Here is a 26,642-nt window from a genome sequence, read left to right on the forward strand (position 1 = left end):
AGCAAGCCGCCGCTGGCGGTCACGCAGTGGCGGCAATCCAACGGGGAGAGTTGCGGGCGGCTCGGAGGGGATTCCGGCACGTGCTACTGAGACGGTCGATCGCTGCGAAGGACAACCGGTGGGAACTTTGCGAAGCCGGATTGTGACTCTGTCACCCTCGACCTCGTCCTCACGACGGATTCGTCTGCATCGCGCTCGGCCCGCGCGATTACCGTATTCGCACGGAGCGGGTCGGCTGAAATGTCGCGAAATACCGAAACGCCTATAATTTAAGGGGTTTCGTGCATCTGATTTCAGAGCGACCTGCCCGAAGAGGGTGCCAGCCGCTACGCCAGTAGGGTTAATAAACGATTACCAATCGACAGCTTTATCGCGACGCATTATAAGAAATTCCTAGTTGGCCTTGGATTTTGCCCCGCCAACATATTTGCGTAAATTTCATGTAAAAGGGATATTTTCCTATGCTGAAGCTCTACATCCAGACCACCGAAGCCTTCAAGCGCCTCCGCTCGGACACGGCCGGCGTCGTGTCGTTCGAATACGTGATCGTCGCCGCCTGCATCGTCGCCGCGGTGTCCGCTGCGTTCGGTACGACTGCCCAGACCGGCATCGGCAAGGTTCTGAGCGACTCCATCACCACGATCAGCACCAAGGTCAGCACCGCGGTCGGCGCGTAACTCCGACGTTGAAAGCTGTTGGCAGATTTCTCTGTCAACAGCCGTCAGCCGGATGTGTAAGCTTGAAGGAGGCATTAGCCATGTTGAAGTCCTACATCAAGGTCACCGAAGGGTTGAAGCGTCTGCGCACGGACAAGGACGGCGTTGTGTCGTTCGAGTACGTGATCGTCGCCGCTTGTGTTGTCGCCGCCGTGTCTGCCGCATTCGGTACGACTGCCCAGACCGGCATCGGCAAGGTTCTGAGCGACTCGATTACCTCGATCAGCACTGCGGTCAGCACCGCAGTTGGCGCTTAAGTCCAGAGGACGGCGCTCCGGAGGGGGGACACTATTTTGTGCCCCCCGCCTTCTCTGAGGCACATATTTTATGAATTGGATTGCGTCCACGACCTCGTGTCTGGAAATCGCATTGTTGTTGTATGTCGCAACGATCGATATCGCGACACGGTTGATCCGAAACGAAATTTGTCTGGCGCTGGCGTTCCTCGGAATCGTCGGTCAATTGGCCAGTCCGATGCAGATCGGCCAGTCGCTGATCGTTGCCGTAATCCTGTTTCTGGTGCTCTTCGTGATCTATCAGCGGGGAGCGATCGGCGGCGGCGACGTCAAGTTGCTGGTTGCCCTGGCAATCGGTCTGCCGCTGGCCGGTGTGATCGAGCTGTTGACGGTGACCGCATTGGCCGGCGGCGTTCTGGCCGCGGTGCATTTGATCATGCGCCGCCTGCCAACTCCGCGGCTGGCGCCCGCCGGGTCGTCACTTGTGCGCCGGGTCTACGCGGTCGAGCGCTGGCGACATTTACGGCATGCGCCGCTGCCCTACGGGGTCGCGATCGCATGCGGCGGTATCTGGACTATTTTGAGCAAGGGATTTTGACATGTCATCCGCATTGCGCGTCTCCATCATCATGGTGCTGTTGCTTGCAGCCACGGCACTCGGGATCATCGCCTTAGGCCTGAACCACCCGAAAGATCAGGCCGTTGCGCAAGCGGTCGCTGAAAAGCCGGCGCCGGCGCCCGCGGCTGTCGGCTACTTTGTCACGACACGTCCGCTCTCGAAGGGCACTTTGGCGCGGGATGAGGACTTCACGGTCCGCCAGGCGGCGCCGAGTCGTGTACCCGTCGGCGCGATCCTGGAAACGCCCGACACCAAGGCCGGACTTCCCGGCTCCCTGGTTCGCAAGTTTGTGGATGCCGGCAGCGCTATCACCCTGGACGACATCCTGCGTCCGAAGGATCGTGGCTTCCTCGCCAGCGTGCTGGCGCCGGATAGCCGCGCCATCAGCATCAAGGTCGACGAGGAGACCGGCGTCTCGGGTTTGATCAGGCCGGGCGACAATGTCGACGTGGTATTGACCCAGGTGTTCGAGAAGGCGGATCCCGTGAAGCGGGCCGTCAGCGAAACCGTGCTGTCCAACGTGCGGGTGATCGCGATCGACCAGGAGATTGCGCAGGGCGGGCGCCCCATCACCAATGCTGTCCCGGGCAAGACCGCGCAAACCGTCTCGCTCGAGCTTAAGCCGGATCAGGTCAAGAAGGTCGCCGTCGCCAAGCAGTTGGGGACGCTCTCGCTCGTCGTCCGGGCTGCTGCCGAGCAGTGGGACAAGGCCGACACCGGTGTGACATCGAGCTGCGACGTGTCGCCCGAATTGGCGCGCCAGAGCGCGGTTGCCGGCCAGAGCACCACGGTGGCGATCTATTCCGGCAGCGGGGTCAAGCAATACTCGGTCAGGAAGCAGGATGCTGACGATGACGCCCGTGCGAACTGCGACGGGGCGTTCGGGGCTGAGCCGCAGACGACCGCAGCGGCCGGTGACGTCGGCAAGGGACCGGAGAAGCGTTGATGAGCATGAACATGGCAGTGGTTGACCAACCCGAAGAGACGACGTCCGTTGTCGCGCGTAACCGCATTGTCTGCTTCGTCAACGACGAGCTGAGTGCTGCGGCCCTTCGCAAGGGTCTCGAGGGCAGCAATCTGGTGATCCGGCGCGGCACCATCCGTCATGCGACACGGATGCTCGAGACCGACACGGATTTGACCGCGCTGGTCACCGACATCAGCGGAATCGACGATCCATTCACGGAGCTGGAGCGTCTGGCGAGCGTCTGCCCGCCCGATGTGCGGGTGTGCCTGATCGGCGATAACCGCGAGATCACCTTCTATCGCGAACTGATGGAGATCGGCCTTACCGAGTACCTGCCGACGCCGATCACCCGGGACATGGTGCTTGATCAGCTCCGCCCGAAGCTGCTCGGTGACAGCGCGATCGCCCACAGCGATCGCGATCGCGGCGGACATGTGGTCTCGATCTGTGGTGCACAGGGCGGCGCCGGCGCGACGAGCGTCGCGATCAACCTCGCGCTGCATCTGGCCGAGACCACCAAGGCCAAGGTGGCGCTGCTCGACCTGCATCTGCAGAATGGCGAAACCGCGGTGATGCTGGGTGTCCGTCCGGGACCCGGTCTTCGCATTGCGCTTGAAAATCCGATGCGGGCCGACACGCTGTTTCTCGAGCGGGCGGCAATCGAGGTGACCGATCGGGTTTGCCTGATCGCCGGCGACGAGGATCTCGATGCCAAGCTCGACATCACCGAAGCCGGTGTCCGGCACGTGATCGGCCTGCTTCGCCAGCGCTTCAATTACGTTGTTGTCGACGTGCCGGTGCCGTTCCCGGCATCGATCTATCCGGTCATCCAGATGTCCCGCCATGTGCTGGTCCTGCTGGAGGCTGAGGTGACCGGCCTGCGCAATGCCCATGCGCTGCGCAACGCCGTCACCAACATCGCCGGCAAGGACCGCGTCTTCACCTTGCTCAACCGTGCCGGCCGGCCTGGTGGCCTGCCCAGGGCGACGATCGTCAAGGCGCTTGGCGCCGAGCCCGACATGGTGATCCCGGATCTCGGCAAGGGAATGACCCAAGCCGTCAACCTCGGCGTTCCCGCGCTCAAGCACGTATCCGCGTTGCGGCGTCACCTGGCTCCGATCGTACGGGAGATCACCGGCGTCGGCGCCCACAAGAAGGCCGGGTGGAAGAGGTGGCTTGGGCTATGAAAAAGTTCGGCAGGCGTGCAGACGAAATGCCAATGCGGCTGCCCGCAGCCGTGCCGGATGCGCCGGTTGCAGCGCCGACCGTGCGGCCGGTCCCGCCGCCCTTGCCGCCGGTGGAAACCAGCGTGGCGTCATCGGCGCCGAGCCTGTTCGCACCACCGCCGAGGCATGAACAGCCGTCGCACCATCCGGTGATGTCGGCGTCGCTGCGCGAGCGGGTCATCGAACAGATCGAGCCGTCGGTCGCCACGACCGTTTCCCGCGACGTACTGCGGCGGCAGATCGAGGAGATCATCCACGGCATCGCCAACCAGGAGCGGCTGGAACTGTCGGGCCGCGAGCAGCTCTTCCTGGCGGAAGAAATCGCCGATGACATGACCGGCTACGGCCCGCTTCGTCCGCTGCTGCTCGACGAGACGATCAACGACATCATGATCAACGGGCCGAGCAACGTTTATGTCGAGCGGGCCGGAAAGCTAGAGCGGGTCGCCGTCCGCTTCCGCGACAACGACCATATCGCTTCCGTCGCCCAGAAGATCGCCTCACAGGTTGGCCGCCGCGTCGACGAATCCAGCCCGATGGTCGACTGCCGTCTGCCTGACGGCAGCCGCGTCAACATCATCCTGCCGCCGCTGGCAATCCACAGTCCCTGTATCTCGATCCGAAAGTTTCCGAGCCGGCGCTACAATATCGCCGGGATGATCGAAAACGGAACGATGAACACAGCCATCGGGCAGTTGCTGGAGATCGCTTCCCGCTGCCGGCTCAACGTTCTGGTCTCCGGCGGCACCGGTTCGGGCAAGACCACGCTCCTGAACGCCCTCAGCCAGTTCATCGATCACAGCGAGCGCATCGTCACGATCGAGGATGCTGCGGAATTGCAGCTCCAGCAGCCGCATGTGATCAGCCTCGAGACGCGGCCTCCGAGCCTCGAAGGCACGGGACAGGTGAATCAACGCGATTTGCTGTGGAACGCGCTGCGTATGCGGCCGGACCGCATCGTCGTGGGCGAAGTGCGCGGCGCCGAGGCATTCGACATGCTGCAGGCGATGAACACCGGCCATGACGGATCGATCTCCACCGTGCACGCCAACAGCGCGCGCGATGCGCTGACCCGCGTGGAAAACATGGTGCAGATGGGGCAGGTCAATCTGCCGTCGCGCGCCATTCGCTCCCAGATTGTCGCGGCCCTCGATCTCATCGTGCAGGTCGAACGCATGCGGGACGGCCAACGCCGCATCGTGCAGATCAGCGAGGTGATCGGCCTCGAAGGCGAAGTGATCACCACCAACGACATTGCGCTCTTCGAGTACAAGGACGAGGACGTTCACGGGCGGATCTCGGGCACCTACCGGTCCACAAATGCGGTGCCGAAATTCAAGAGCCGCCTCGTCTACTACGGACTCGACCGGGCCTGGGCCGATGCGATGAGGCAGATCTGATGTCGACGGCCCTGATCATCGTGCTGGCGCTGCTGCTGTGTGCGACGCTCAACACATTGTGGCTCGATTCGCGGCAGAGGCGGATGGACCGCCAACTCGAGATCGCGCTGCCGACGGCTGAAGCGGCGGCCCTGGTGTCGATCCGCCGTGCCGCCAAGACGTCGCGTTGGCGGACGCTCAATCGCTTGGCCAACTACCACCCGGAGATGGTGTACACGGTACGCCCGATCTATGTGCTGCTTGCGGGGGCTCTGGCTGCGGTTGGCGTCATCTACGTCAATGGATTTCTGCAATTTCCCGGGTTCTATGCCGGCATCGCGGCGGCGGTCGTTGCCGTCCTGTTCGTGCGTGGTCTGTTCGGATGGCAGCAACGGAAATTCGCAACTCAGCTTTTCCAGCAGCTTCCCGATGCGGTTCAGCTGGTGACCAGCACCGTCCGGTCGGGATTGCCGGTTCACGAGGCGTTTCGCACCATCGCCCGCGAGATGCCGCAACCGACATCCGGACAGTTTGCCATCGCCTGTAGCGAACTGAATCTGGGACGCTCGCCCGAGGAGGCCGTGGAAGAAATCTATCAGCGAACTCTGGTGCCGGAATATGCGATGTTTGCGGTCACGCTTGCGGTGCAATTGAAGACCGGCGGCAGCCTGGCGGAAACGCTGCAAACGCTGGGCGAAACGGTCAGTCAGCGGGTTGCGCTGGCCGCCCGTGCCCGCGCATTGGCGGGCGAGGTGATCTTTTCGTCACGCGCGCTCACTTTCGCGCCGGTGGTGATCGGCGGGCTGCTCTACTGGATCAATCCGCATTCGGTCGATCTGCTGTTGACCGATCCACAAGGCAACGTGCTGCTCGCTTATGCGGCGTGCTCGGTGCTGCTGGGCCATTTCGTGATCCGCTGGATGGTAAGAAGGGAAACCACGCTATGACGGGTATTCTCGGTCTTGCCACCCTTGCTGTCGCGCTCGCGGCGGCGACCTGCCTCTTGATCATCCGCGAGATCCATATCCGCGCTCTGGACACCCGTGTCTCGAACGCCGTGCTCGGCATTCCCGACCGATCGAGCTCGTCGAAGGACCTGATCGGCTGGCTGTCGTCGGTCGGCTCGCGCTACCGGCGCTTCTACGCCCAGGAGAACCTCGACCAGTTGCGAATGGTGCTGCAGGCGGCAGGCTTCAATCACTATCGCACGCTGCCGATCTGGATCGGCTTTAAGACGGTCAGCTCGTTTGCATTCCCGATCGCGGCGTTTTCTATCGCACAGCTTCTCGGAAGCTCGCTCACCGACGTGATGATCATCACGCTGCTCGGCCTGGCATTCGGGATCATGATCCCGCGCCTGATTCTTATGGTGCTGAAGCGACGCTTCGATGCCGCCATCCGGCTCGGCACGCCCGATACCATCGACCTGCTGGTGGTGTGCAGCGAGGCGGGCATGGGTCTGGAGAGCGCGATCGAGCGCGTGGCGGAGGAGATGCGGGAGACCAATCCCGCCGTCAATCAAGTTCTGCGCAATCTGCTTGACGATCTGCGGATCCTGCCGAACCGCGCCGATGCATTCGACAAGCTTGCCGCCACGTCGGACGGCCTGCGCCGCTTCGGCACCATGGTCAGCCAGAGCTTGCAATATGGCACGCCGCTCAGTCAGGCGCTGCGCAGCATCGCGGTCGATTTGCGCCGCGAGCGCATCACCAAGCTCGAAGAGCGCGCGCACAAACTGGGCGCCAAGCTCACCGTTCCGATGGTGCTGTTCCTGCTTCCCGCGATGTTCGTCATTCTCGGCGGTAGCTCGTTCCTGCATCTGATCCGTACATTCGCCAGCATCGGTAAGTAAGCCATGAGTGCAACTGCAATGACCGTGCCGACAAACCTGGCTTACGATCGGATCACCCGGGTCCTCGGCGGCGCCTGGTTCCTGCTGCTGGGGCTGACCGTGGCAATCGCGCTCGGGACATCGTCCGGCGAGTCGTGGCCATCGCTAGTGTCGAACTTCTGCACTGCGCTGTTCTACCTGATGCTCTCGCTGCTGCTCCTGATCCGTGGGCCGGCCAAGGCGCAGGCCGAAGGCCTGCTGCCGCGGATCGCTGCCTTCGTCGGCACCTACTGGCCATGGACGATCACGTTTTTTACCAAGACCGAAGGCGCGCTGCCGAACCTGATCTCGACGGTTTGCGTGTTGACCGGCCTGATCATGATGCTCGTCACCATCCGTCATCTGGGGCGGTCATTCAGCCTGGTGCCGCAGGCGCGTTCGGTGGTGCAAACCGGCCCCTATCGGTGGATCAAGCATCCGCTCTATCTGTCGGAAGAGATCGTGTTCCTGGGCGTCGTGTTGCAGCATCTGAGCTGGTTGACGGTCGCGCTGCTGGTCCTGCACATCGGCATCCAGGTCTGGCGAATTCATTACGAAGAGGACGTGCTTCGGCGCACGCTTCCTGAATATTCCAGCTATGAGACATCGCGCTGGAGATTGGTCCCCTATGTCTGGTGAGTGGCCATGCTTTGGCGGAAGAGCCGTGTGAGCGGCAAGCATTCCCTGATCGGAGATCAACGCGGCGCCGTCGCGTTGGAGATGCTGTTCGTCTTCAGCTTCTTGTTCTTGGTTATTCTGCTGCCGCTTGCCGACCTTGCGTTGGCCGGCTTCCAATACATCCAGGCGTCCGCGGCGCTGCGCGGGTTCGGGCAATTGATCCAGTATTCGCCGCCGGGTGACGTCACGAGCGCGTCCAGTTGGGCGTCAACCCAGCTCGCCAAGGCAGATCCCCGTTATCCGATCCCCAGCATCAAGCTGGTTTGCGGCGACAGCAACGCTGTTTGCGATTCGACCAACTCTAGTCCGTCCGCGCCGAAATATTACGTGTATTCAACAACGATCACGTTCGCGCCGATGGTGATGAGGTCGGCGCTGTGCACCAGCGGCAATGCCAATCCCTGTTCGTACACGCTGTCTTACTCGGAGCGGTTTCAATGAGGTGTTCCATGCGTGACATGCTCCGTTGCCGTCGTGGTTCGGCGGCGTTCGCAACCGTTCTCGCGTTAATCCCGTTGATCGGAATGATGGCGCTCGGTGGTGAAGCCGGGTCGTGGTACGCGACCCGGCAGCGCGCCCAGGGCGCGGCCGATGCCGCCGCCTATTCGGGCGCATTGAGGTTGGCGTGCGACCAGGCTCCACAGCCTGGCACGACCTGCGATAATGCACAGACTTATGATTACCGCGGCAAGCAGGCAGCAGCCCAGAACTCGTTCTGCAATTCGGGCGATCCCTCCTATTCAGGCTCCACGTGTGCGCCAAGCCTTCCATCAGGCGTGTCGAAATCGGTCCAGATGGCTACGTGGGCCACGGGCGGGGTAACTTTCGTCCAGGCGACCGTTGGCCAACAGCAGCCGGCATATCTGGCGCGGGTGCTCGGCTTGTCGACGATCAATGTGGCTGCAGTGGCGATCGCCCAGATTGATAGTCTGGCGAAACCGCCATGTGTGTTGGCCCTGAAGGACCCCGTTACATTTCAAGGCAGCGCCACAGTGTCGTCGGCAACGTGCGGTATCTCGTCGGACAGCAGCGCGTCGAACGCGATCGGCTTTATCGGCAATTCCGGTCTCTCAATAAATGCGCCGAGCTACACGGTCGGAGGCTGTTCCCAGACGGGTGGCAGTCAATGCACGGGTGTGCAAACCTATCAGCAACCGATCCCCGATCCGTTAAGTGCCGTGAACGCGGCGCTGTCGGCGTTGACGACGTCGAATTTTGCGAGCCGGAACAACAACGCAGCACCCCTGCCGTACGAGACATGCAGCTGCTACAATACCAATCCGAACTTCCCCTCCAACACTGTGTTGAACGGCACGTATTATTTTTCGGGGAACGTCAAGATCAATATGAACCCGACCATAACGGGTACGGCCACCCTGATATTTTTCGGAAGTGGTACATCGCTCACTATTACCGGGACCCCGACCATCCAGCTTACGGCAATGACGTCACCGGCGCCTACCGGGCCGTCGGTATTGTCGGCTTCGGTCAAGGCTCTGATGAAGGATCTTCTGATCTACGACGGTGAGGCCTATTCGAAGCAGGGCGTCAACATCAGTGGCACCTCCACGAGTTATTTCAACGGTACGGTCTATGTGCCGAATGCTCCCGTCACCTACGGAGGCAACAGCTCGTCGAGTGCCCCCACTACCGGTTGCTACCAGGTCATAGCCTACGCGGTAACCTTCCAGGGCAATACGACGCTGGACAATTCCACATGTACGTCAGGCGGGGGAGCAAAGCCGAACGTTCAGACCGTGCGTTTGGTGCAGTGATGAGGAGGCTCGACCAGCGTGGGGTGGCAGCTCTTGAGTTCTGTCTCATTGCCGTACCCCTGTTCACTTTGATCTTCGCCATCTTTGATTTCGGGCGATACACGATCACGATGCAATCGTTGCGCATGCTTGCGGATGCGAGCGCTCGGGCGAACATGATCAAATGCTACGCGCCCACTGTCTTGCAGTCCCAATCACCATCCACTTGCACGAGTGACTATCTGGCGGACGCTGACAAGCGAACCATCGCCCCGTTCCTGTATGGCGCCGGTCTCACGCCGACAGTGACCACGTCGGTGACAACGAGCGCGTCGGGATCTGCGATTGTCGTGACGGCACAGCAGTCAAGCTTCGCCATGCTGATGCCGATTTGGGGCACCAAGCTCAACGCGCCGAGCGTGTCCACCAATATCCCTTTCTGAGCGGCCCGATTCGCCGGTGCTGACCAAGCTTGCCTGAGTCCCTAACTTCTAGATTGGCCGTGGCCTATCGGGCAGGTCCGAACTAGCCCAAGCGGGCTATGGAAGTGGTGCGCGCTGGCAACATCGCCGAGTTTTCTCTGGGGTTGCCGCGGCGCCGAGGGGCTCTTTCCTTGCAATCAGGGCGCGTGACGGGGGATGATCTCCGGGCCGCCATTTCGCGGCCTGGCGTGTGGGGACATTCAGGGCGAGCTCGTTTTGCTTTCGCTCGGCGCGCCAGGGAATGGAAATTCGCAAGTAACTATTTGTAGTCGGACAAACTGTAAGCTCTACGGCGTGGTGCACGAACGGGAGTGATCGGGCCGAGGTCGTAGATTTACGGGGGTCGTCGCGGAGACGCGGCGGAGGGGATTGGCATGATGGGAAGTCGCGTTTCGGTTGATGCGGGACTTGGGCTGGTTGCCTTCAGCGCGATGGCGTTTGGCGCTGCGATTGCCCTGTTTCATTGCATCCATCCAGCAGCCGCCGCGGACCGGCGTGCGCCATCATCCTCGTCCTCCTCTGGCGTCTTCGTCAGTGAGATGAGCGACGTCCAGCGCGTCAGGGTGACCATCAACAAGTCGCGCACCTTCAGGGTCGACACGGCGTTTTCCTCGATCGTCGCGGGCTCGCCTGACATCGCCGATGTGAAGTCGCTGAGCGACCACCTGATCTACGTCCAGGGCAAGAAAACCGGCACCACCAACGTCATCCTGTTCGACAGCGGGATGAAGCAGATCGGCATCCTCGATGTCGAGGTCACGTTCGACATCGGCAATCTGCAGCAGAATATCCAGGCCGGCACCGGCACGCGCGGCATTCGCGTGTCTGCGTCCGAGGGCCAGGTGGTGCTGAGTGGAACGGCCGCCGATGCGGTCGCCGCCGAGCGCGCGATGACGATTGCCCAGGGCAGCATTCCCCAGGGCGGGATCGTCGTCAACGCGATGAGCGTTGCGGCGCCGCAGCAGGTGATGCTCGAGGTGCGCTTCCTCGAAGTCAATCGAGCTGCGGGACGCGACCTCGGCGTGAACCTGATGGCGGCCAACGCCAACGGGACTAACATCGCAAACAGCGGACTGGGCGGCGTCACAGCCGCCGGCCGGTCTCCCATCGGCGGTATCAATACCGCTAACGGCCCCTTGGGTACTGGTGGCAGTCCGGTCGGGTCTGCGCCCACCGGCAGCCTTCCTGTGCTCGGAACACTCGGAACGCTCGCCACCACCGCCGGCGGCGTGGCTGCGCCTCCGTTCGGAAGCCTGCTGACCAGCATCTTGAGGACCAGCAACGGCAGTTCCGTGGACCTTTTGATTACCGCCTTGGAAACCAAGGGACTGGCTCGCCGGCTTGCGGAGCCGAACCTGACCACGCTGTCGGGCGATGCCGCGCGCTTCCTAGCCGGCGGCGAGTTCCCGGTGCCCGTCGCCTCGACAGCGGTCGCGGGCGCACTGCCGACCGTGACCATCGACTACAAGAAGTTCGGCGTCGAGCTGGCCTTCGTGCCGACCGTACTTTCGCGCGGGGTGATCAACCTCCGCGTCGAGCCCTCGGTCAGCGAGCTCGATTTCTCCAACGCGGTGACCATCGCCGGCACCACGATCCCGGCGCTGACCCGCCGCGACGCGCGCACCACGGTCGAGTTGCGCGACGGCCAGAGCTTCGCCATCGCCGGCCTGCTGCAAACCCGCAACCAGCAGGACGTTTCGCAATTGCCGTGGATCGGCTCGGTGCCGGTGCTTGGATCCCTGTTCAGCAGCAAGTCCTATCAGCAGCAGGAAACCGACCTGGTCATCATCGTGACGCCGCGCCTGGTCGCGCCGGCGGCGCCCGGACAGCAGTTGGCATCGCCGCTCGACTCGCGCTTGCCGGCCAATGACGTCGACTTCTTCCTCAACGGCCAGATGGAAGTGCGCAAGCGCTACGACGACTACGTCAATTCCGGCGGCGACGTGAAGGGACCCTATGGCCACATCATCGCGCCCAATGCGGTCGTGCGCGCTCCACCACCTGCGGTCGCAGTCGACCAGCCGGTCGTGAAGACCCTGAACTAGAGGAGGCGGGAGATGACCATCCGATATCTGGCACTGCTCGCCCCCTTCCTGCTCGGCGGCTGCTACGGCGTCTACGGGCATGACGAGATGGACCGCTACGTCCAGCGTTCCGACACCATCACGATGAGTGCCGGCAACGCCAAGGAGGTCAACGCGGTCACTCACACGATCAACCCGTGGCCGGCCTATGTCGGCGACCGCCGGATCGCTTATGACGCGCGGCGGACCGGTGAGGCTGTGAAGCGCTACGGCACCCAGACCCGGCCGCTCGATCAGCTGCCCGACATGGGCGATCCGACCAAGGCGATGGGCCAGCCGCCGCCCGTCCACACCATTCAGGATGTCAATACAACCGGATTGGGAGCGGGAACCGGAGGATCGGTGGCCGTTGGGGTAGGGGGCAGCAGGTAGCGGTGAGCTGAGTCTTTCGGTCGTGCTGTCTGTTTTCGTTAGGTAGTTTCGCGATGAATTTTCGAAGGGTGCAAGAGATGCGCTGGACTTGGGGAACGGGGCGAGGATTGCATCGTCTCGCGCCGGCGTTGATCTGTTGCTGCTTGGCGACCGGCCTTGGAGCCTGCGACTACACGACTCGGGAGGCGGCGATCGTCGCGCCCGTGGATCCGCCGGGCGGCGACCCCGTGCAGGAGCCGACCGACGTCAAATTCTATCCCTCCGACGAACTGGTGCGGCTAGGCCTCGAGCAATATAACCGCGGCAGCTACGGTCTCTCCCAGCGCTACTTCAAGGAGGCGGTCGAGAAGGCCCCGAAGGACGTCACAGCCTGGGTCGGGCTCGCGGCGAGCTATGACAAGATCCGCCGCTTCGACCTTGCCGATCAGGCCTATGCGCAGGCCATCCGGATCGGCGGCGAGACCGTTCAGATCCTCAACGATCAGGGCTATTCGCTCATGCTGCGCGGCAATCTGAGCGGCGCGCGGCGCAAGTTCGAGAAGGCGTATTCGCTCGACCCCGGCAACCCGGTGATCGCCAACAACCTCGAACTCCTCAACGGCAGCCGCAAGTTCATCGAGCGGCCGCCGAACAATCAGCCGTAGGCTCGGGCTAGGCCGCAGGACTGGTCATCAGCGTCCGAGCCAGCGCCCGAGTTTCGCGTCGAGGACGGCACCGAGAATATTGGCATAGTCGTCGGTCCATGCAGCCCGCGAGCCGGGATCGACGCGCGTCCATCCCTGCTTGGGCAGCTCGCCGAGATCCTTTTCGTCCCGGGCGAACACGACCACGTCCGATGGATTGCGCATATCGTCGTCGGTCATACCAGGCGGAAGCTGTGCCTTGGCAAATGCAACCAGACCTTCGGCATTGCCGACCGCGGCTGCCGGCGCGCGCAGCGCCATGTGTCGATTCGAGATGTGCTGAACGATGATACCGTGGTCGGTGAGGTGCGATCGATAGCCGGCAAACGCCTCGCGCGTCAGCAGGTGCACGGGAATGGCGTCAGAGGAGAACGCGTCGAGCACGATCAGGTCGTAGCGCTCGGCGGATGCGGACAGGGTCAGCCGCGCATCTCCGAGCACAATGCGAATATCCGGTCCGCATACCCCGAGGAAGTGGAACAGGGCCGGATCGCGCGCGATGCGCACCACATGCGGATCGAGTTCGAAGAATGTCCAGGCTTCGCCGTCGTGGCGATGGCAAGCAAGGCTGCCGGCGCCGAGCCCGACGACCGCTACGCGCCTCAGCCCCCCTTGCGCGCGGCGGGCTTCCGCTATGGCGTCGGCGATCGGCCCGCCGAAATAATAGTACGTGGTCGGTTCAGGGCGGCCGGTGAACGGCGTTCCATCCGGATTGCGCACGCGTTCCGCGCCGTGCAGCGTCGTGCCGTGCATCAGGAGGCGGAATTGTCCGGTGCGGTCCTCGACCACGCGATGCACACCGAAGAAGCTGCGGACCTGCTCGATGGGGGTGAACAGAGGATCGAGCTTGGTGATCACAAAGGCAAGCGCCGCAAGGCCGAAGAACCAGGCCGGTTGCCGGCGTACCAGCACCATGATGCCGGCCAGGATGATGAGCGCGATCTCGATCGGCATCGCAGCGCTGGCCGGAACGCGAATGCGCATCAATATGACGCCGAGAGCCAATGCAGCCAAGGCCAGGCCGGGGCCACTTTGCCGCAGGAATCGGCCCGGCCCACCGTCAAACGCACCGGGCAGTGCCATCAGTGCGGCCAGAACCAGAATCGGATACTCGGCGACGCCGTTGAAGATGTGCGGTGCCATCAACCCGGCGAATAGTCCGCCGATCGTGCCGCCGAATGAGGTCCACAGGTAGAATTCCGTCAGGCGTGCCGGCTGCGGTCGTCGACGATAGAGCTCGCCATGACAGGCGAGCGCGATCACCAGAAAGCTCGCGAGGTGGATCGCGAGCACGACGCCTAGATACTGCCGAACCACGTTAGACGCGGTTGCGACCAGGGCCACGGCAGCGAACGGCACCAGCTTCAGGACACGTCCGTGCGCCACCCAGGCGCGCTCGCGGAAGATCGCAACGAAGGTCAGGAGGTAGAGCGACAGCGGCAAGACCCAAAGGAATGGTGCGGCCGCCAGATCGACCGAGATCGCCGCCGTGACCGCGATCACGAGCCCGGCCGGAATCGCAGCGAGCACGGTCCACATTGCTCGTTCAGCGATCGTGGGAGCGGGAGCCTCGCCGGCGTTCGTTTGGCTGATCGAGGGCTTGCCGGCGCCGGCGATCATGACCGCCGCAGCCGCAATCAGCGCGATCAAGAGAAAATAGCCAAGCGACCACATCAGGACCTGCGTGCGCAACCTGAACAGCGGTTCGACAACGAAGGGATAAGTCATGAGCCCTGTGAACGAGCCGAGATTGGATGCTGCATACAGCAAGTAGGGGTTGGCAGCCTGCGGATGACCGCTCGCGGCGAACCAGCTTTGCAACAGGGGAGCGGTTGCGCCCAATGCGACAAACGGCAAACCGATCGATGCGGTAAACAATGTCAGCAGCCAGAACTCGAGCCCGTGCTGCGGTGCCACCTCGAAGCCCTGAGCGATGCCGACCGGCAATGTGGCAGCGGCAATCGCCAGAAGGACGAGGTGGACGAGGGCCGATGGTCCCGGCGACAGCGTGCGGCTGAGCAGATGCGCGTACGCATACCCCAGCAACAATGCCGACTGGAAGAAGACCATGGCGACGGACCAGATGGCTGCCGCACCGCCGAGCCGTGGCAGCACCATCTTTGCAAACATCGGTTCGATCGCGAACAGCAGCAGTGCCGAAAGGAACAGCGCCGCAGGATATACGACGGGCGCGAAACGCAGTGCCGGTGTGGAGACGGCTCGAAGAGTGGCTTGGTCATCAAAATGCATGGCGCTCTGAAATCGGTTGCGGCACGCGGTGCCAAATCGAGGAGTGAAATTTACCGACGACGGAAACTGGAAAAAGCTCTGCAATAGGACGCTTGAAAACGCTTGAAGATAGCATCAGCGGGCGGATTCTGAAAACGACCAGCCGTTAAGGTTACGGCTCGATCGCACCGTTTCAAGTGGCCTTCCCGTAACCGGCGGTCGCGTGCCACCCCCCGAAAGTGTTGCTGGCACCCGTTGCGGGCCGACCTAGTTGATCAGCACGGCATCGACGCGGCGGCTGCTTCTTGTGCTGATAATGATGGCGCCGTTGCGGATGGCAAATCTCGCACCGACGAGTCTCGGAATTTTTTCGGTCAGTGGTGACGGCAGCGGAATCATTCCGCCGGTGACGGGATCGCCGACGTTGATCGGAGGTCCGCCCGCGCCGGCCGAGGGCGCTGCCTTGATGTACTCCTTGATCAATTGACTCTCTTCCCGCGAGAGAGTGAGTGCGGTCTGCTCGCTGATGGCCGCTCTTTTTTCCGCCTCGGCCTTCTCTTGCGCTTCTTCCTGTTGCGCGGCTTCGCGCTTGGCTGCGTCATGCTCGAGCTTGGCGAGGCGCTCCCGCAGCGGCACGAGCTCCCGCCGCAACATGACGATCTCGGATTTCAGGGTGAAGTTCTGACCGAGCGCAATCGCTGCGGCAACGCAGGCAACGACTGAAATCAGGCTCAGACACGCAACGGCCAGTCCCGTCATTCCGACGCGATTGGCCGTTTTCCGATCCGGCATGCCTGCCGTCGAACGCCGGCGCCGCGCCCGCATGAATCGCGGCATGCTGCTGCCGAGCAACTTCACGAGTCGCGCGAGCCGGGAGTCGTCCGGACCCGCGGCGTGAATCGAGCCGAATGCCGGCTCGAGCACGATCGGGGCGAGCGCGGACAGGTCGGGTGCTGCGGTTGGGCGGCCTGCGCTCGAGGTCATGCGATCGGCAACGTCCTCATCCATCACGCGAGGGAGCTGGCTATCAATGTCGTCGGGCCGCTCGACATCAGCACCGCTGATCGCATCGGGCGCGTCGGCTGCAACGGCTTCCAGCAGCTCCGTCTGGCGTTCGTCGAACTCCTGTTCGCCAAGCTCCTGCGCGTTGAGCTCCTGCTCGGCTCGGGAGGCTTCAAGCGCGCTCCATAGCGCGAGCCCGGACTCGGTGATCTGCAGCCCGGCCTCATTGATCGAAGCCCATCCGGATTGGAACACGTCCGCGTCGCCAAGCTCGGACGATCGCTTCAACTTCGTGGCTGCATCGCCTGCGGCGATCATGCGCTTGACCTCGCGACTGACCTCGTCGAGCGGAATCCGCTGTTCGGGTCTTGCAGCCAGCACACTCAAGATCGCCAGATTGAACCTCATGCGGCGCCTCTCGATGCCCCATCAGCCGGTCGTGCAGTCGGCCGTCTCCCGTGCCGACGTCGATCAGTCAGAGAGTCGGGTGAAGTGTAACGGCTCCCACAGGGGCAAACAATCCGGCTCCAGGCGTACGACAGATGGATAAGTCTGCCCGCCAACGCGACGCGTCACGATCGGGTTCGCGTCAGCTGCTCAGAGAAACTCGCGAAGCCGGGAGAGCTCAATCACGTGCTCGGGTGACAGCACGTCGGGGACGAGCGGAGGCTGCGTCTTGGTCCGGATCTCATAAAGATGCCGCGTCTTCTCGGGCTTGCCCATGAAATCGCGAATGCATTGGTCGAGCGTTGCGTTGGCGACCATATAGGGCGCGCGATCCTCTCGCCTGGCGTTGTTGAGAGAAGGCCATTTGTAAAGGTAGGCCGCGGCCTGGAAGTCCACCTGATGAGAGTGGTCAGTCATTCCAGGATATCTACCTGAAAAAGCCTGCCCGTCAAAGCACGCCGGCAAGCGAGCGAACGGCTGCGGCAATCTGCGAGCGTTGTGGGCCGTCGCGAATCGTCGAACGACTTGCCGCCGCGCCTCCCGCTGATTCGTTTCGATTGCTTCACACAGCGGAGCGCACGCGAAGGAAGGACACTGCCGCGGACGCTTCGGCGTCATTCACGGTGCCAGTCGCCAGACGACAAATTCCCCGTTGACTGGATTCCGATTTGTTCCTATTTTGTTCTTTCGATCGGAGCAAGCTTAAGCGGGTCGAGATGGCAGCCGCAGCCACCATTCTGCACGCGGACCTGGACGCATTTTACGCGTCGGTCGAGCAGCTGCTTGATCCGTCGCTGCGCGGCAGGCCGATCGCCGTCGGGGGCGGGGTGGTGCTTGCGGCGTCGTATGAGGCCAAGGCCTTCGGCGTTCGCGGCGGCATGTCGGGACGGGACGCGCGCGAGCTCTGCCCGCAGCTGGTTTTTGTCGGCGGCCATTTCAGGGATTATCAACGGCTGGGCGACGCGGCGATCAAGGTGCTCGGCGACTTCACGCCGCTGGTCGAGCGCATTTCGATCGACGAGGCGTTCGCCGATGTTGCCGGCTGCACGCATCTGTTCGGAACGCCGGCGGACATCGCTGCGACGATCCGGCGGCGCGTACGCACCGAACTCGGTCTTCCGATCTCGGTGGGCGTCGCGCGCACAAAGCATCTGGCGAAGATCGCTTCCCAGGTCGCAAAGCCCGACGGACTTGTCGTCGTCGATCCCGACGCGGAGCTCAGCTTCCTTCACGAATTGCCGGTCGAGCTGATGTGGGGCGTAGGGCCGCTGACCCGGGCACGGCTGGATGCGATCGGCGTCGCGACGATCGGTCAACTCGCGAAATTATCGGAGCGCTCGCTGACGCGGTTGCTCGGTCCGGCGGCAGGCGAGAAGCTCGCCGCGCTGGCCTGGAATCACGATCCGCGACAACTCAAGCCGCATCGGCGCGCGCGATCGGCGGGGGCACAATCGGCGCTTGGCCGCAAGCCCGCGACCATGCAGGTCATCAGGCCAACGCTGCTGCATCTCGCCGACCGCGTCGCCACGCGGCTGCGGGCGAAATCCCGACCCGGACGAACCGTGACGGTGCGGGTGCGCTTCGCCGACATGAAATCGGTGACGCGCGCGATCACGCTCGATGCGCCGGTGTGCACGACGGTGATCCTGGCGCGGCTCGCCGAGAACCTGGTGCGTGCAACTCTCGCCGATCATCCGCGCGAGAGGATCATTTCGCTGCTGGCGATCTCGGTGTCGCACCTCGAGGAGCACTGGGACCTTGCGCTGGAGCTTCCGCTCGGATTGGCTGATGACGCGCTCCGCCCCGGAAGTACGGCCGGGATCGCGCGCTGGGCGGCGGACTGTGCGATCGACAAGATCCGCGATCGCTTCGGCTGGGAGGCGATCGGATACGGCTCGGTCGCGCTAGCGGTTCGGTCGGTGCCTGATGCGTTTCGCGAGCTTGCCGAGAAGGAGCTATAACCTGTTACCGATTCACGATCGTGTCATTGCATTAAGAAAAGGAAATCTGGAATCGCGCCGTTGTGAGTGGTGGCCTCGCGCACGCGGTCTATTCTGACGATGCGGAGGATAGCCATGAAGTACAGCTCCGAACTGATCCAGACGATGCGCGATGCGTTGGATACGGTGATGGCAAACGTGCCGGCCGATCAATCCGTGTTCGGTCTCAAGGCCGCCGTTGCCGAATCTATCCTGCATGCCGCGGCCCACGGCCAGACCTCGTTCGACGGTTTCGTGACGTCAGCCTCCAGTCAGCTTCAATCGATCATCTCGATGTTGACGTAAAAGATCCGCTCGCGTGCGAGATCGCATGACGCATGATCCGCGACAGGCGATCTCCTGGCAGGGGCGGTCCCTGACATATCGCAGCCACACAGCCTCGCTGATCGCTACGACGCGCCGATGCCGTCCCTGATGATCTTGGTGAGGATGTCGTATCCTGATGGTGTCAGGTGCAGCAGATCGCTCTTGTAATTGGCGCATGGCGTCGTCATTGCGCAGGCGACGTTGGCGGCGTCGATGGTTCGGATTCCGAGTTCCTTGCTTCTCCGGCTGAGTTCGGAATTGACATATCCGATGTTCTCTGCCGCGCCCTTCATCTGCTCGCCGCGCGGCAGAATGTGGATGCTGTAGATCTTGCCGTTCGGCCAAAGCGACCTGATCTCGCCAAACAGCTTTCGATAGGACTCCATCACGCCGCACGGCTTGTCGAGATAGATGTTGTTGGTTCCGACCAGCACGACGACGGTCGTTGGCTTGATTTTGCGCAGTTGCTCGCGATCGTGCTCGATGAACCACAGCGTGTTCTGAATCCTGTCGCGTCCGACGCCGAGATTGGCCACGGGTCCGGCGCCGAGCGTGGCCGAAAGTTCCCTCGGCCAGGCTTCAACGAGCGAGTCGCCGAGCATGACTGTCGCAACGTCGCTCGATAGACCGGACACATTTCTTTCATATTTGCGCAAGGCATCGGCATTGTCAGGCACGGTCGGTGTCACGGCGAACATCGTATCGGTCTTGTCGCATGCAGATCGCGGACTCTGCTGTGCTCGGCCCGCGGACGGTAGACAGAGCGCAGCGACAATTGATAACGTCATCGCTGCATAGAGGGTCGATGTCGTTGACGCGGTGTGGCGGAGTTCTTCATCGGGTGTTTGCGATGTCATTGCGCGGTTCCATCTGAGGGCAGTCAATCCGATGTCGCTGAGCATTTCGATCCTGGGACAGTCGAACAGCATCTTGAAGGCCGGGTTCTTCCAGAAGTTCCTCGATGCCGACGACACGATTGCGGTGAAATCATCGGGGCGGATCGGCGCGTCGCCGTCCTTGCTCGGACCTTACTTCGCCCAGGGCGACTTCTTCCAGGGCGCGGAGTTTTGCATCGTCGATACCTGCGTCATCGATTTTTCGCTCCTTTCGGCCAATGCGATCGATTATTACGATGTCGTGAGATGGGTCGAGTGGATCGGGCATTCCGCCAAGCGAGCCAACTGCGAGCCGGTTTTCGTCTGCATACCGGTGAGCGACATCAACGCATCACGAACGATCATCTCGGCCTGTATTTCAGTCTGCCAGAAGCAGGATTGGTATTACCTTGATGTGAGGGACATCATCGCTGCCGTCGTCAAGTCCAGGAGTGTGGACGCCAAGGAACTCTATGCAGACGGCAGTCATCCGGCCGAGTTCCTGTCTGGCGTGATAGCTACGCACCTTGGCAATTTCTTGGCTAAGATAAAGACGGCGGAGTCCACGGCGTGCAAACGCACGTTTGCATTCACGGCCTACGAACGCGTCCCGCTCAAAGATCAGATCCGGAGCGCGCCGGTCGAATATTCGTCGAGGTTGATCAGCTTCTCGGGTGCCAGGCTCGAACGTGGAGAAACCTATCCGGTCTATATCGGGTCGGATTCGTCGATCCGTGGCCTGATGGTCAATTCGGCAGCTTGCAAGAGCGTGCTGTCGATCGAGGGGGACAGAACCTTCTACAAGAACCTGCGCCTCAAGCCCTATCACCCGACCAATTTCGAGGCGAGGCTGATTCCGATTTGCAAGCCAATTCGAGACCATCAGGGCGTGGTAAAGCTGTCGCTGGCAGACCCGGATGTTCCGATCAGCGATGTCACCATGCACAGCTCGAAGGACGAGAACAATGATGGGTTCGTCGAGGTTGCCGATCTCGTCGTCGAGCGGGGATACGATCTGATCACCTACGCGACCACGCGGCCGGCCGATCCGGCGTCGATCAGATGGATACCTGGCTGATGAGGCGGCGTGAGCCCGAGCCGGCGCGGCCGGTTCATCGCCACTGTTTGGCTCGCCATGTCGACATGGCCGATGCAACGAGTTGCGGGCGGTTCAAGACCTGACGCTGTTCCTGGCGGGTTCGCCCTCGTCGAACATGCATCCGCGCCAGTCGTCGGTCGGGCAATTGACCGGCCAGTTGTCACCCAGTGCCATGAACAGGGCTGCGACGTCCGATAGCCGTGTCGCCTCGGCCTGGACGCGCGTGATTACCGCGTTGAAATAGGTCTGCTGCGCCGTGAGCACCGTCGCCTGATTGACCAGGCCGAGCAGCAGCTGCTTCTGGATCAGGTCGAGGCTCTGCTTCGCCGCGATTTCCGACCTGACCGCGGCCTGAACGGCAGGGGCGTCCTGCTGCAGGCTCCGCAGCGCGTCGGCGACATTCAGCAGCGCCGTGATCACGGCTTGGCGGTAGAGCGCCTCAGCCTGGGTCAGCGCTGCCTCGGCCGACTTCTGCTTGTTGTAGAGGGCAATCCATCGAAGATCGGCTGCGTCGCACTGGCGGCGATGGCAGCATGATCGAGGTCGTGGCCGAAATTGATGGCAAGCAGATCGGCGTGGCCGTGCGCGATCGCGGAATGGGCATCCCGGAGAAGGATCTGGCCAGCATCTTCGGCCGTTACAACCGGGCGAGCAATGTGTCCGGGATCGTCGGTACCGGCGTTGGCTTGTATCTCGTCAGGATCGTCGCCGAACTGCATGGCGGCAGCGTGAGCGTTGAAAGTACCGAGGGGGAGGGCTCCTGCTTCCTCGTCCGGCTGCCGGTCTCGGTACCGACAGCTGCCGCCGTGTCCAACCAGGGGCCGTCGCCTTCCAATTGGTCGCGGGGGTCATCGAAGCTGGCGCATCAGCTGCCAGCGACGAATGCCGAGTTTCCATCGGATGACTAATGCGCTTGCGGCCGTGAGCATGCCAAGGGCTGTCTGATTATTTCAGACGCTACAGGGGCGACCGGGGCGTATCTCGCGGCTTTCGCTGGGCAGCGATCGATGGCGAGTTGCCCGCCTCGTCGAACGGATCACGGGTGTAACGATCGCCGCGGATCAAGGGCCGTGCCGGGACCGGGGGCCGCGCATGGCGGGCAGTCCAGCTTTGCGGAGGCGATTGACAGGCAATTATTACATGTATAAAAATATGCAAATTCATATAATATGAGATGCCCGAATGGACGCGCATCCGCTCAAGCTCAAGGTGCAGTCGATCGTTGCGGAGACGCCGGTCATCCGCAGCGTCGTGTTCGACGTGGAGGGCGGCGCCGTGCCGCAATGGCGGGCCGGCGCGCATGTTCGCGTGCTGTTGCCGGGCGGCGGAGACCGGCCGTATTCCCTGATGGCGTTGCCGGATCTGCCCAAGGGCAGCGTGGCGCTGGGGGTGCTGCGCGAGCAGGCGTCGACCGGCGGTTCGCTGTTCATGCATGCCCTTCAGGTCGGCGATATCGTGAGCGCGACCGCGCCGGTCAACAATTTCGGCCTGCATCAGTGCGCGGCGCCGGCGTTGCTGTTTGCCGGCGGCATCGGCGTCACGCCGATCCTGTCGATGGCGGCGGCGCTGAAGGCGCAGGGAATTCCATATCGCCTGCACTATGCCGGGCGAATGCCGGGGCTGCTGGCGTTCCTGCCGCAGTTGCGGGCGATCTGTTCCAAGGGCCTCGCGGTCCACTACGACAGCGACGAATCCCGCCTCGATATCGCGGCAGCGCTGGGCGATGCGCCCGCGGATGCGCACGTCTATGTCTGCGGGCCAGCCGGCATGATCGACGCGGTCAAGGCCGCGGCGCTCGCCAAGGGTATCCCGGCAGATCGCATCCATTTCGAGCTGTTCAAGGCGGAGCAGCCCGGCTCTCCGAACCAACCGTTCGAGGTCGAGCTCAAATCGTCAGGGCAGGTCATCACGGTCGCGGCCGACCAGAGCATCATCCAGGCGTTGGAAGCGGCGGGATTGGATGTACTCTACGATTGTCAGCGCGGCGATTGCGGCATCTGCCAATGCGGCGTGGTCGCAGGCGTGCCCGATCATCGCGACGTCATTCTCAGCGACGACGAGAAGGCGTCCAACAAGGTGATGCAGATCTGCGTGTCGCGTGCGAAGTCGGAACGGCTGGTGTTGGATCTCTGAGCGGAGGCAAGAGGCGCCATGGCGAAATACGGAAAGAATGCCCGCGCGATCGCGGGGCTGGTGCGCGAGGCCGAAGTGCATCGCGACGTCTATGTCGATCCCGAGGTCTTCGAGCTCGAGATGGAGCATCTGTTTCCCAACAGCTGGATCTATGTCGGCCACGCCAGCCAGCTGTCGAAGCCGGGCGATTTCATCACCGCCAATATCGGTCGCCAGCCGGTGGTGGCGAGCCGCCATAGCGACGGCGCGATCCACGTCTTCTACAACCGCTGTCCGCACAAGGGCGTCAAGATCGCCTCCGAGCCGTGCGGCAATACCGGAAAGTTCTTCCGCTGCCCGTATCATGCCTGGTCGTTCAAGACCGACGGCTCGCTGCTCGCGATCCCGCTGAAGAAGGGTTACGAGGGCACCGGCTTTACCGACACGCAGGCGAATAATGGGTTGTCGCGGATCAAGAACGTCGTGATCCACCGCGACTTCATCTTCGCGCGGCTGAGCGAGAACGGCGTCGGCTTCGAAGACTATTTCGGCGAAAGCCTCTCGACCATCGACAACATGGCCGATCGCTCGCCGGAGGGAAAGCTCGCCGTCGAGGCGGTGCCGATCCGCTACATGCACACCTGCAATTGGAAGATGCTGGTCGAGAACCAGACCGACACCTGCCATCCGATGGTGGCGCATGAGAGCTCGGCCGGCACTGCGATCAAGGTCTGGCAGCGCGAGCAGGGCAATTCGACCGAGACGCCGATGGCGGTGCAGCTCTATGGGCCGTTCATGAGCCCGTACGAGTTCTACGAGCAGAGCGGCATCCGGATCTGGCCCAACGGCCACGGCCATACCGGCGTCGCCAATTCGATCCATTCGAACTATTCCGATGTTGAGGGCTATCTCGGCCAGATGGTTGCGGCCTATGGCGAGAAGCGGGCGCACGAGATCCTCGGCGAGGTCCGGCACAACACGGTCTATTTCCCGAACATCATGGTGAAGGGCGCGGTGCAGATCCTGCGCAACTTCATCCCGATCGCGGTCGACCGGACCTTGGTGGAGAGCTGGGTCTATCGCCTGGTCGGCGCGCCCGACAAGCTCTACGAGCGGGCGCTGATGTACAACCGCTTCATCAACGCGCCGACCTCGATCGTCGGCCACGACGATCTCGAAATGTATGAGCGGGCGCAGGAGGGGTTGAAGACCAACGGCAATCAGTGGGTCAATCTGCGCCGGCTCTACGAGAGCGGCGAGGAGGCTGACGTCACCGCTGTCATCAACGGCACGTCGGAGCGCCAGATGCGGAACCAGTTTCATGCCTGGGCCAAGTTCATGACCATGAACATGGATCAGGACTTGGACCAGCCGGTCGAGGCCGCCGAATGATCAGCGAAAACACCATCACCGATTTCATCTACCGGGAAGCCGAGCTGCTCGACACCATGCAGTGGCAGGCGTGGCTCGAGCTGTTTCACCCGGAGGCGCGCTACTGGATGCCGCTGGAATGGCAGCAGCAGGATCCGGTGCTGCAGCCGTCCCTGATGTACGAGGACCTGCTGCTGATGAAGGTGCGTATCGAGCGTCTGGCCGGCGAGCGCACCTTCAGCCAGAAGCCGAAGAGCCGCTGCCATCATCTGCTGCAGGCGCCGCGGATCCTCGCTTGCGATCCGGCCGCCGGCATCTTCAAGGCGCGGACCTCCTTTATCTACACCGAGACGCGCGGCGACGCGCTGGAGCGCTTTTCCGGATGGGCGTCGCACGATCTCGTCCAGGTCGGCGACGGCCTCAAGATCAAGCTCAAGCGCATCGATCTGGTGAATTTCGACGCGCCGTTCGGCAATATCCAGCTCTTCATGTGAGTGCGCCTTGACCACAGCGACCACTGTCCATGCCCGCTTCCGCGAGATCGCCCAGCGCCGGGGCGATGCCGGTTTCCTCAACGTTCTGCCGGAGACGGCCGCCATCTACGGCATCGCGGCCGGCGAGATTTCGTATCGTGCCATGCTTGAGCGGGTCGAGCGCTGGCGCGCGGCGTTTGCCGGCCGCGGCTATGGCGAGGGCCATCGGGTCGGGCTGCTGCTCGAGAACAGGCCACTGTTCGTCGAATTGTGGTTCGCGCTGAACGCGCTCGGCGTGTCCGTGGTGCCGATCAATCCCGATCTGCGGGTCAGCGAGCTCGAATACATCATCGCGCATTCCGAGATGAATGCCGCCTTCGTGCTCGCCAAGCGCCGCGACGAGGTCGAGACCGCGGCGCGCCAGGCAGGCCAGCCGATTCCGGTGGTGACCGAGGGCGACGACGTTCCAGCCCCGTTCGGCGGCGCGCGGCCGGCGAACGTGGGCGACGGTGCGAGCGAATGCGCGCTGCTCTACACCTCGGGGACGACAGGCCAGCCCAAGGGCTGCGTGCTCACCAACATTTATTTCCTGCACTCCGGAAACTGGTATCGCGACGTCGGCGGGCTGATCGATCTCACAGGCGACGGCGAGCGCATGATCACGCCGCTGCCGCTGTTTCACATGAACGCGATGGCGGTATCGCTGATGGCGATGCTGTCGGTCGGCGGCAGCCTGACGATGCTCGATCGCTTCCATCCGCGCAGCTGGTGGCAATCGGTGCGCGACAGCCGGGCGACCTGCCTGCATTATCTTGGCGTCATGCCCTCGATGCTGATGAGCGCGCCGCTATCGGATGATGATCGCGCGCACAGCGTGAAGTTCGGCTTCGGCGCCGGCGTCGACAAGCTTCTGCACGCGCCGTTCGAGGCGCGCTTCGGCTTTCCGCTGCTCGAGGCCTGGGCGATGACCGAGACCGGAAGCGGCGGCGTGATCGCCGCCAATGTCGAGCCGCGCAAGGTCGGCACCAGCTGCTTCGGCCGTCCGGCGCCCGAGGTCGAGGTTCGGATCGTCGACGACGGCGGCAACGATGCATCGGCGGGCGTGCCGGGCGAACTGCTGGTGCGGCGGGCGGGGGCTGATCCCCGCTACGGCTTCTTCAGCGAGTACCTGAAGAACCCGGAAGCCACGGCCGAGGCCTGGACGGACGGCTGGCTGCACACCGGAGATATCGTGTCGCGCGATGGCGACGGCGATCTGCATTTCGTCGATCGCAAGAAGAACGTGATCCGTCGCTCCGGCGAAAACATCGCCGCGGTCGAGGTCGAATCCGTCCTCAACCGCCATCCCGCGGTCCGGCAGGCCGCGGTTGCCGCGACACCCGACCAGGTGCGCGGCGATGAGGTCGCGGCGGTGATCATCGCGGAGCAGCCGGGGGCAGACCGCGCGCTTGCCGAGGAAATCGTGCGCTGGAGTCTGGAGCAGATGGCCTATTACAAGGCACCGGGCTGGGTCTGTTTCGTCGAGAAGCTGCCGCTGACCGCGACCGAGAAGATCCAGCGCGGCGGCTTGAAGGACTTCGTCGCGACGCTGATGCGCGATGGCGCGTTCTTCGATTGTCGCGACCTCAAGCGGCGGCAGGAGTGACAATTGGCAGGGAGCCG

28 protein-coding genes are annotated in these 26,642 nt (G+C 62.8%); 23 read left to right on the top strand and 5 right to left on the bottom strand.

The window, feature by feature from the left end; genetic code table 11:
• The first annotated feature begins 461 nt into the window (after positions 1-461).
• The 15 genes from JQ616_RS37090 (at position 462) to JQ616_RS37160 (ending at position 13,027) form a co-directional block, all read left to right on the top strand.
• Complete coding sequence (locus JQ616_RS37090; RefSeq protein ID WP_212023134.1) at positions 462-677, top strand: hypothetical protein; 216 nt, start codon at positions 462-464, stop codon at positions 675-677.
• An 80-nt stretch (positions 678-757) separates the two neighbouring features.
• The gene (locus tag JQ616_RS37095) at positions 758-973 is read left to right on the top strand and encodes a hypothetical protein (protein WP_212023135.1); all 216 of its coding nucleotides are present in this window, start codon (positions 758-760) and stop codon (positions 971-973) included.
• A 70-nt stretch (positions 974-1,043) separates the two neighbouring features.
• Positions 1,044-1,550 (top strand): A24 family peptidase, encoded by a 507-nt coding sequence (locus tag JQ616_RS37100; protein ID WP_212023136.1) that lies wholly within the window; start codon positions 1,044-1,046, stop codon positions 1,548-1,550.
• Position 1,551: 1 nt separating this feature from the next.
• Entirely contained in the window at positions 1,552-2,517 is a 966-nt protein-coding gene (gene cpaB / locus JQ616_RS37105; RefSeq protein ID WP_212023137.1) for a Flp pilus assembly protein CpaB, read from the top strand.
• A gap of 11 nt (positions 2,518-2,528) precedes the next feature.
• A complete protein-coding gene (locus JQ616_RS37110) occupies positions 2,529-3,725 on the top strand; it encodes an AAA family ATPase (RefSeq protein WP_249137812.1) in 1,197 nt (398 codons plus the stop codon).
• Positions 3,722-5,164 (top strand): CpaF family protein, encoded by a 1,443-nt coding sequence (locus JQ616_RS37115; RefSeq protein ID WP_212023138.1) that lies wholly within the window; start codon positions 3,722-3,724, stop codon positions 5,162-5,164. Before JQ616_RS37110 ends, JQ616_RS37115 begins: the two co-directional genes overlap by 4 nt.
• Complete coding sequence (locus JQ616_RS37120) at positions 5,164-6,090, top strand: type II secretion system F family protein (RefSeq protein WP_212023139.1); 927 nt, start codon at positions 5,164-5,166, stop codon at positions 6,088-6,090. The genes JQ616_RS37115 and JQ616_RS37120 overlap by 1 nt, the downstream gene beginning before the upstream one ends.
• Positions 6,087-6,995 carry a type II secretion system F family protein gene (locus JQ616_RS37125; RefSeq protein ID WP_212023140.1) on the top strand — a complete coding sequence of 303 codons (909 nt, stop codon included), beginning with the start codon at positions 6,087-6,089 and terminating at the stop codon, positions 6,993-6,995. Before JQ616_RS37120 ends, JQ616_RS37125 begins: the two co-directional genes overlap by 4 nt.
• 3 nt (positions 6,996-6,998) lie before the next feature.
• A complete protein-coding gene (locus tag JQ616_RS37130) occupies positions 6,999-7,652 on the top strand; it encodes a methyltransferase family protein (RefSeq protein ID WP_212023141.1) in 654 nt (217 codons plus the stop codon).
• Positions 7,653-7,679: 27 nt separating this feature from the next.
• Complete coding sequence (locus JQ616_RS37135) at positions 7,680-8,132, top strand: hypothetical protein (RefSeq protein ID WP_212023142.1); 453 nt, start codon at positions 7,680-7,682, stop codon at positions 8,130-8,132.
• Between the two features lie 8 nt (positions 8,133-8,140).
• On the top strand, positions 8,141-9,466 hold the full coding sequence (locus tag JQ616_RS37140) for a pilus assembly protein TadG-related protein (protein WP_212023143.1): 1,326 nt from the start codon (positions 8,141-8,143) through the stop codon (positions 9,464-9,466).
• A complete protein-coding gene (locus JQ616_RS37145) occupies positions 9,466-9,888 on the top strand; it encodes a TadE/TadG family type IV pilus assembly protein (RefSeq protein ID WP_249137814.1) in 423 nt (140 codons plus the stop codon). The genes JQ616_RS37140 and JQ616_RS37145 overlap by 1 nt, the downstream gene beginning before the upstream one ends.
• A 413-nt stretch (positions 9,889-10,301) precedes the next feature.
• Positions 10,302-11,972 (top strand): type II and III secretion system protein family protein, encoded by a 1,671-nt coding sequence (locus JQ616_RS37150; RefSeq protein WP_212023144.1) that lies wholly within the window; start codon positions 10,302-10,304, stop codon positions 11,970-11,972.
• 12 nt (positions 11,973-11,984) lie between these two features.
• A complete protein-coding gene (locus JQ616_RS37155; protein ID WP_212023145.1) occupies positions 11,985-12,383 on the top strand; it encodes a hypothetical protein in 399 nt (132 codons plus the stop codon).
• A gap of 143 nt (positions 12,384-12,526) precedes the next feature.
• Positions 12,527-13,027 (top strand): tetratricopeptide repeat protein, encoded by a 501-nt coding sequence (locus JQ616_RS37160; RefSeq protein WP_249137815.1) that lies wholly within the window; start codon positions 12,527-12,529, stop codon positions 13,025-13,027.
• Positions 13,028-13,054: 27 nt separating this feature from the next.
• Here JQ616_RS37160 and JQ616_RS37165 read toward each other — a convergent pair whose 3' ends face one another.
• The 3 genes from JQ616_RS37165 to JQ616_RS37175 form a co-directional block, all read right to left on the bottom strand.
• On the bottom strand, positions 13,055-15,316 hold the full coding sequence (locus JQ616_RS37165) for a spermidine synthase (RefSeq protein ID WP_212023146.1): 2,262 nt from the start codon (positions 15,314-15,316) through the stop codon (positions 13,055-13,057).
• 246 nt (positions 15,317-15,562) lie between these two features.
• Positions 15,563-16,615, bottom strand: coding sequence for a hypothetical protein (locus JQ616_RS37170; protein ID WP_212023147.1), 1,053 nt, complete (start codon positions 16,613-16,615; stop codon positions 15,563-15,565).
• Between the two features lie 279 nt (positions 16,616-16,894).
• A complete protein-coding gene (locus JQ616_RS37175) occupies positions 16,895-17,161 on the bottom strand; it encodes a hypothetical protein (RefSeq protein WP_212023148.1) in 267 nt (88 codons plus the stop codon).
• Between the two features lie 299 nt (positions 17,162-17,460).
• On the opposite strand from JQ616_RS37175, the gene dinB reads away from it, so the two are divergent.
• Together dinB and JQ616_RS37185 are read left to right on the top strand one after the other, a co-directional pair.
• A complete protein-coding gene (gene dinB, locus JQ616_RS37180) occupies positions 17,461-18,705 on the top strand; it encodes a DNA polymerase IV (RefSeq protein WP_212023149.1) in 1,245 nt (414 codons plus the stop codon).
• Between the two features lie 114 nt (positions 18,706-18,819).
• Positions 18,820-19,029: a hypothetical protein gene (locus JQ616_RS37185; protein WP_212023150.1), complete on the top strand. Its 210-nt coding sequence runs from the start codon at positions 18,820-18,822 to the stop codon at positions 19,027-19,029.
• Between the two features lie 104 nt (positions 19,030-19,133).
• Here the strand turns inward: JQ616_RS37185 and JQ616_RS37190 are convergent, their stop codons facing one another.
• Positions 19,134-19,952: an SGNH/GDSL hydrolase family protein gene (locus JQ616_RS37190; RefSeq protein WP_212023151.1), complete on the bottom strand. Its 819-nt coding sequence runs from the start codon at positions 19,950-19,952 to the stop codon at positions 19,134-19,136.
• On the opposite strand from JQ616_RS37190, the gene JQ616_RS37195 reads away from it, so the two are divergent.
• Positions 19,939-21,003, top strand: a complete 1,065-nt coding sequence (locus JQ616_RS37195; RefSeq protein ID WP_212023152.1) for a hypothetical protein — start codon at positions 19,939-19,941, stop codon at positions 21,001-21,003. The genes JQ616_RS37190 and JQ616_RS37195 overlap by 14 nt on opposite strands.
• 93 nt (positions 21,004-21,096) lie before the next feature.
• Here the strand turns inward: JQ616_RS37195 and JQ616_RS37200 are convergent, their stop codons facing one another.
• Positions 21,097-21,516: a TolC family protein gene (locus tag JQ616_RS37200; RefSeq protein ID WP_349630104.1), complete on the bottom strand. Its 420-nt coding sequence runs from the start codon at positions 21,514-21,516 to the stop codon at positions 21,097-21,099.
• Between the two features lie 41 nt (positions 21,517-21,557).
• On the opposite strand from JQ616_RS37200, the gene JQ616_RS39725 reads away from it, so the two are divergent.
• The 5 genes from JQ616_RS39725 (at position 21,558) to JQ616_RS37225 (ending at position 26,625) form a co-directional block, all read left to right on the top strand.
• Complete coding sequence (locus tag JQ616_RS39725; protein WP_283812714.1) at positions 21,558-21,932, top strand: sensor histidine kinase; 375 nt, start codon at positions 21,558-21,560, stop codon at positions 21,930-21,932.
• Positions 21,933-22,206: 274 nt separating this feature from the next.
• Positions 22,207-23,157 carry a PDR/VanB family oxidoreductase gene (locus tag JQ616_RS37210; protein ID WP_212023154.1) on the top strand — a complete coding sequence of 317 codons (951 nt, stop codon included), beginning with the start codon at positions 22,207-22,209 and terminating at the stop codon, positions 23,155-23,157.
• An 18-nt stretch (positions 23,158-23,175) separates the two neighbouring features.
• Entirely contained in the window at positions 23,176-24,528 is a 1,353-nt protein-coding gene (locus tag JQ616_RS37215) for a Rieske 2Fe-2S domain-containing protein (RefSeq protein ID WP_212023155.1), read from the top strand.
• Positions 24,525-25,001 carry an aromatic-ring-hydroxylating dioxygenase subunit beta gene (locus JQ616_RS37220; protein WP_212023156.1) on the top strand — a complete coding sequence of 159 codons (477 nt, stop codon included), beginning with the start codon at positions 24,525-24,527 and terminating at the stop codon, positions 24,999-25,001. The genes JQ616_RS37215 and JQ616_RS37220 overlap by 4 nt, the downstream gene beginning before the upstream one ends.
• 7 nt (positions 25,002-25,008) lie before the next feature.
• Positions 25,009-26,625, top strand: coding sequence for an ATP-dependent acyl-CoA ligase (locus tag JQ616_RS37225; protein WP_212023157.1), 1,617 nt, complete (start codon positions 25,009-25,011; stop codon positions 26,623-26,625).
• Positions 26,626-26,642: the final 17 nt, after the last annotated feature.

Origin of the sequence: Bradyrhizobium tropiciagri (genome assembly GCF_018130545.1) — a bacterium.
Taxonomy (GTDB): domain Bacteria; phylum Pseudomonadota; class Alphaproteobacteria; order Rhizobiales; family Xanthobacteraceae; genus Bradyrhizobium; species Bradyrhizobium tropiciagri_A.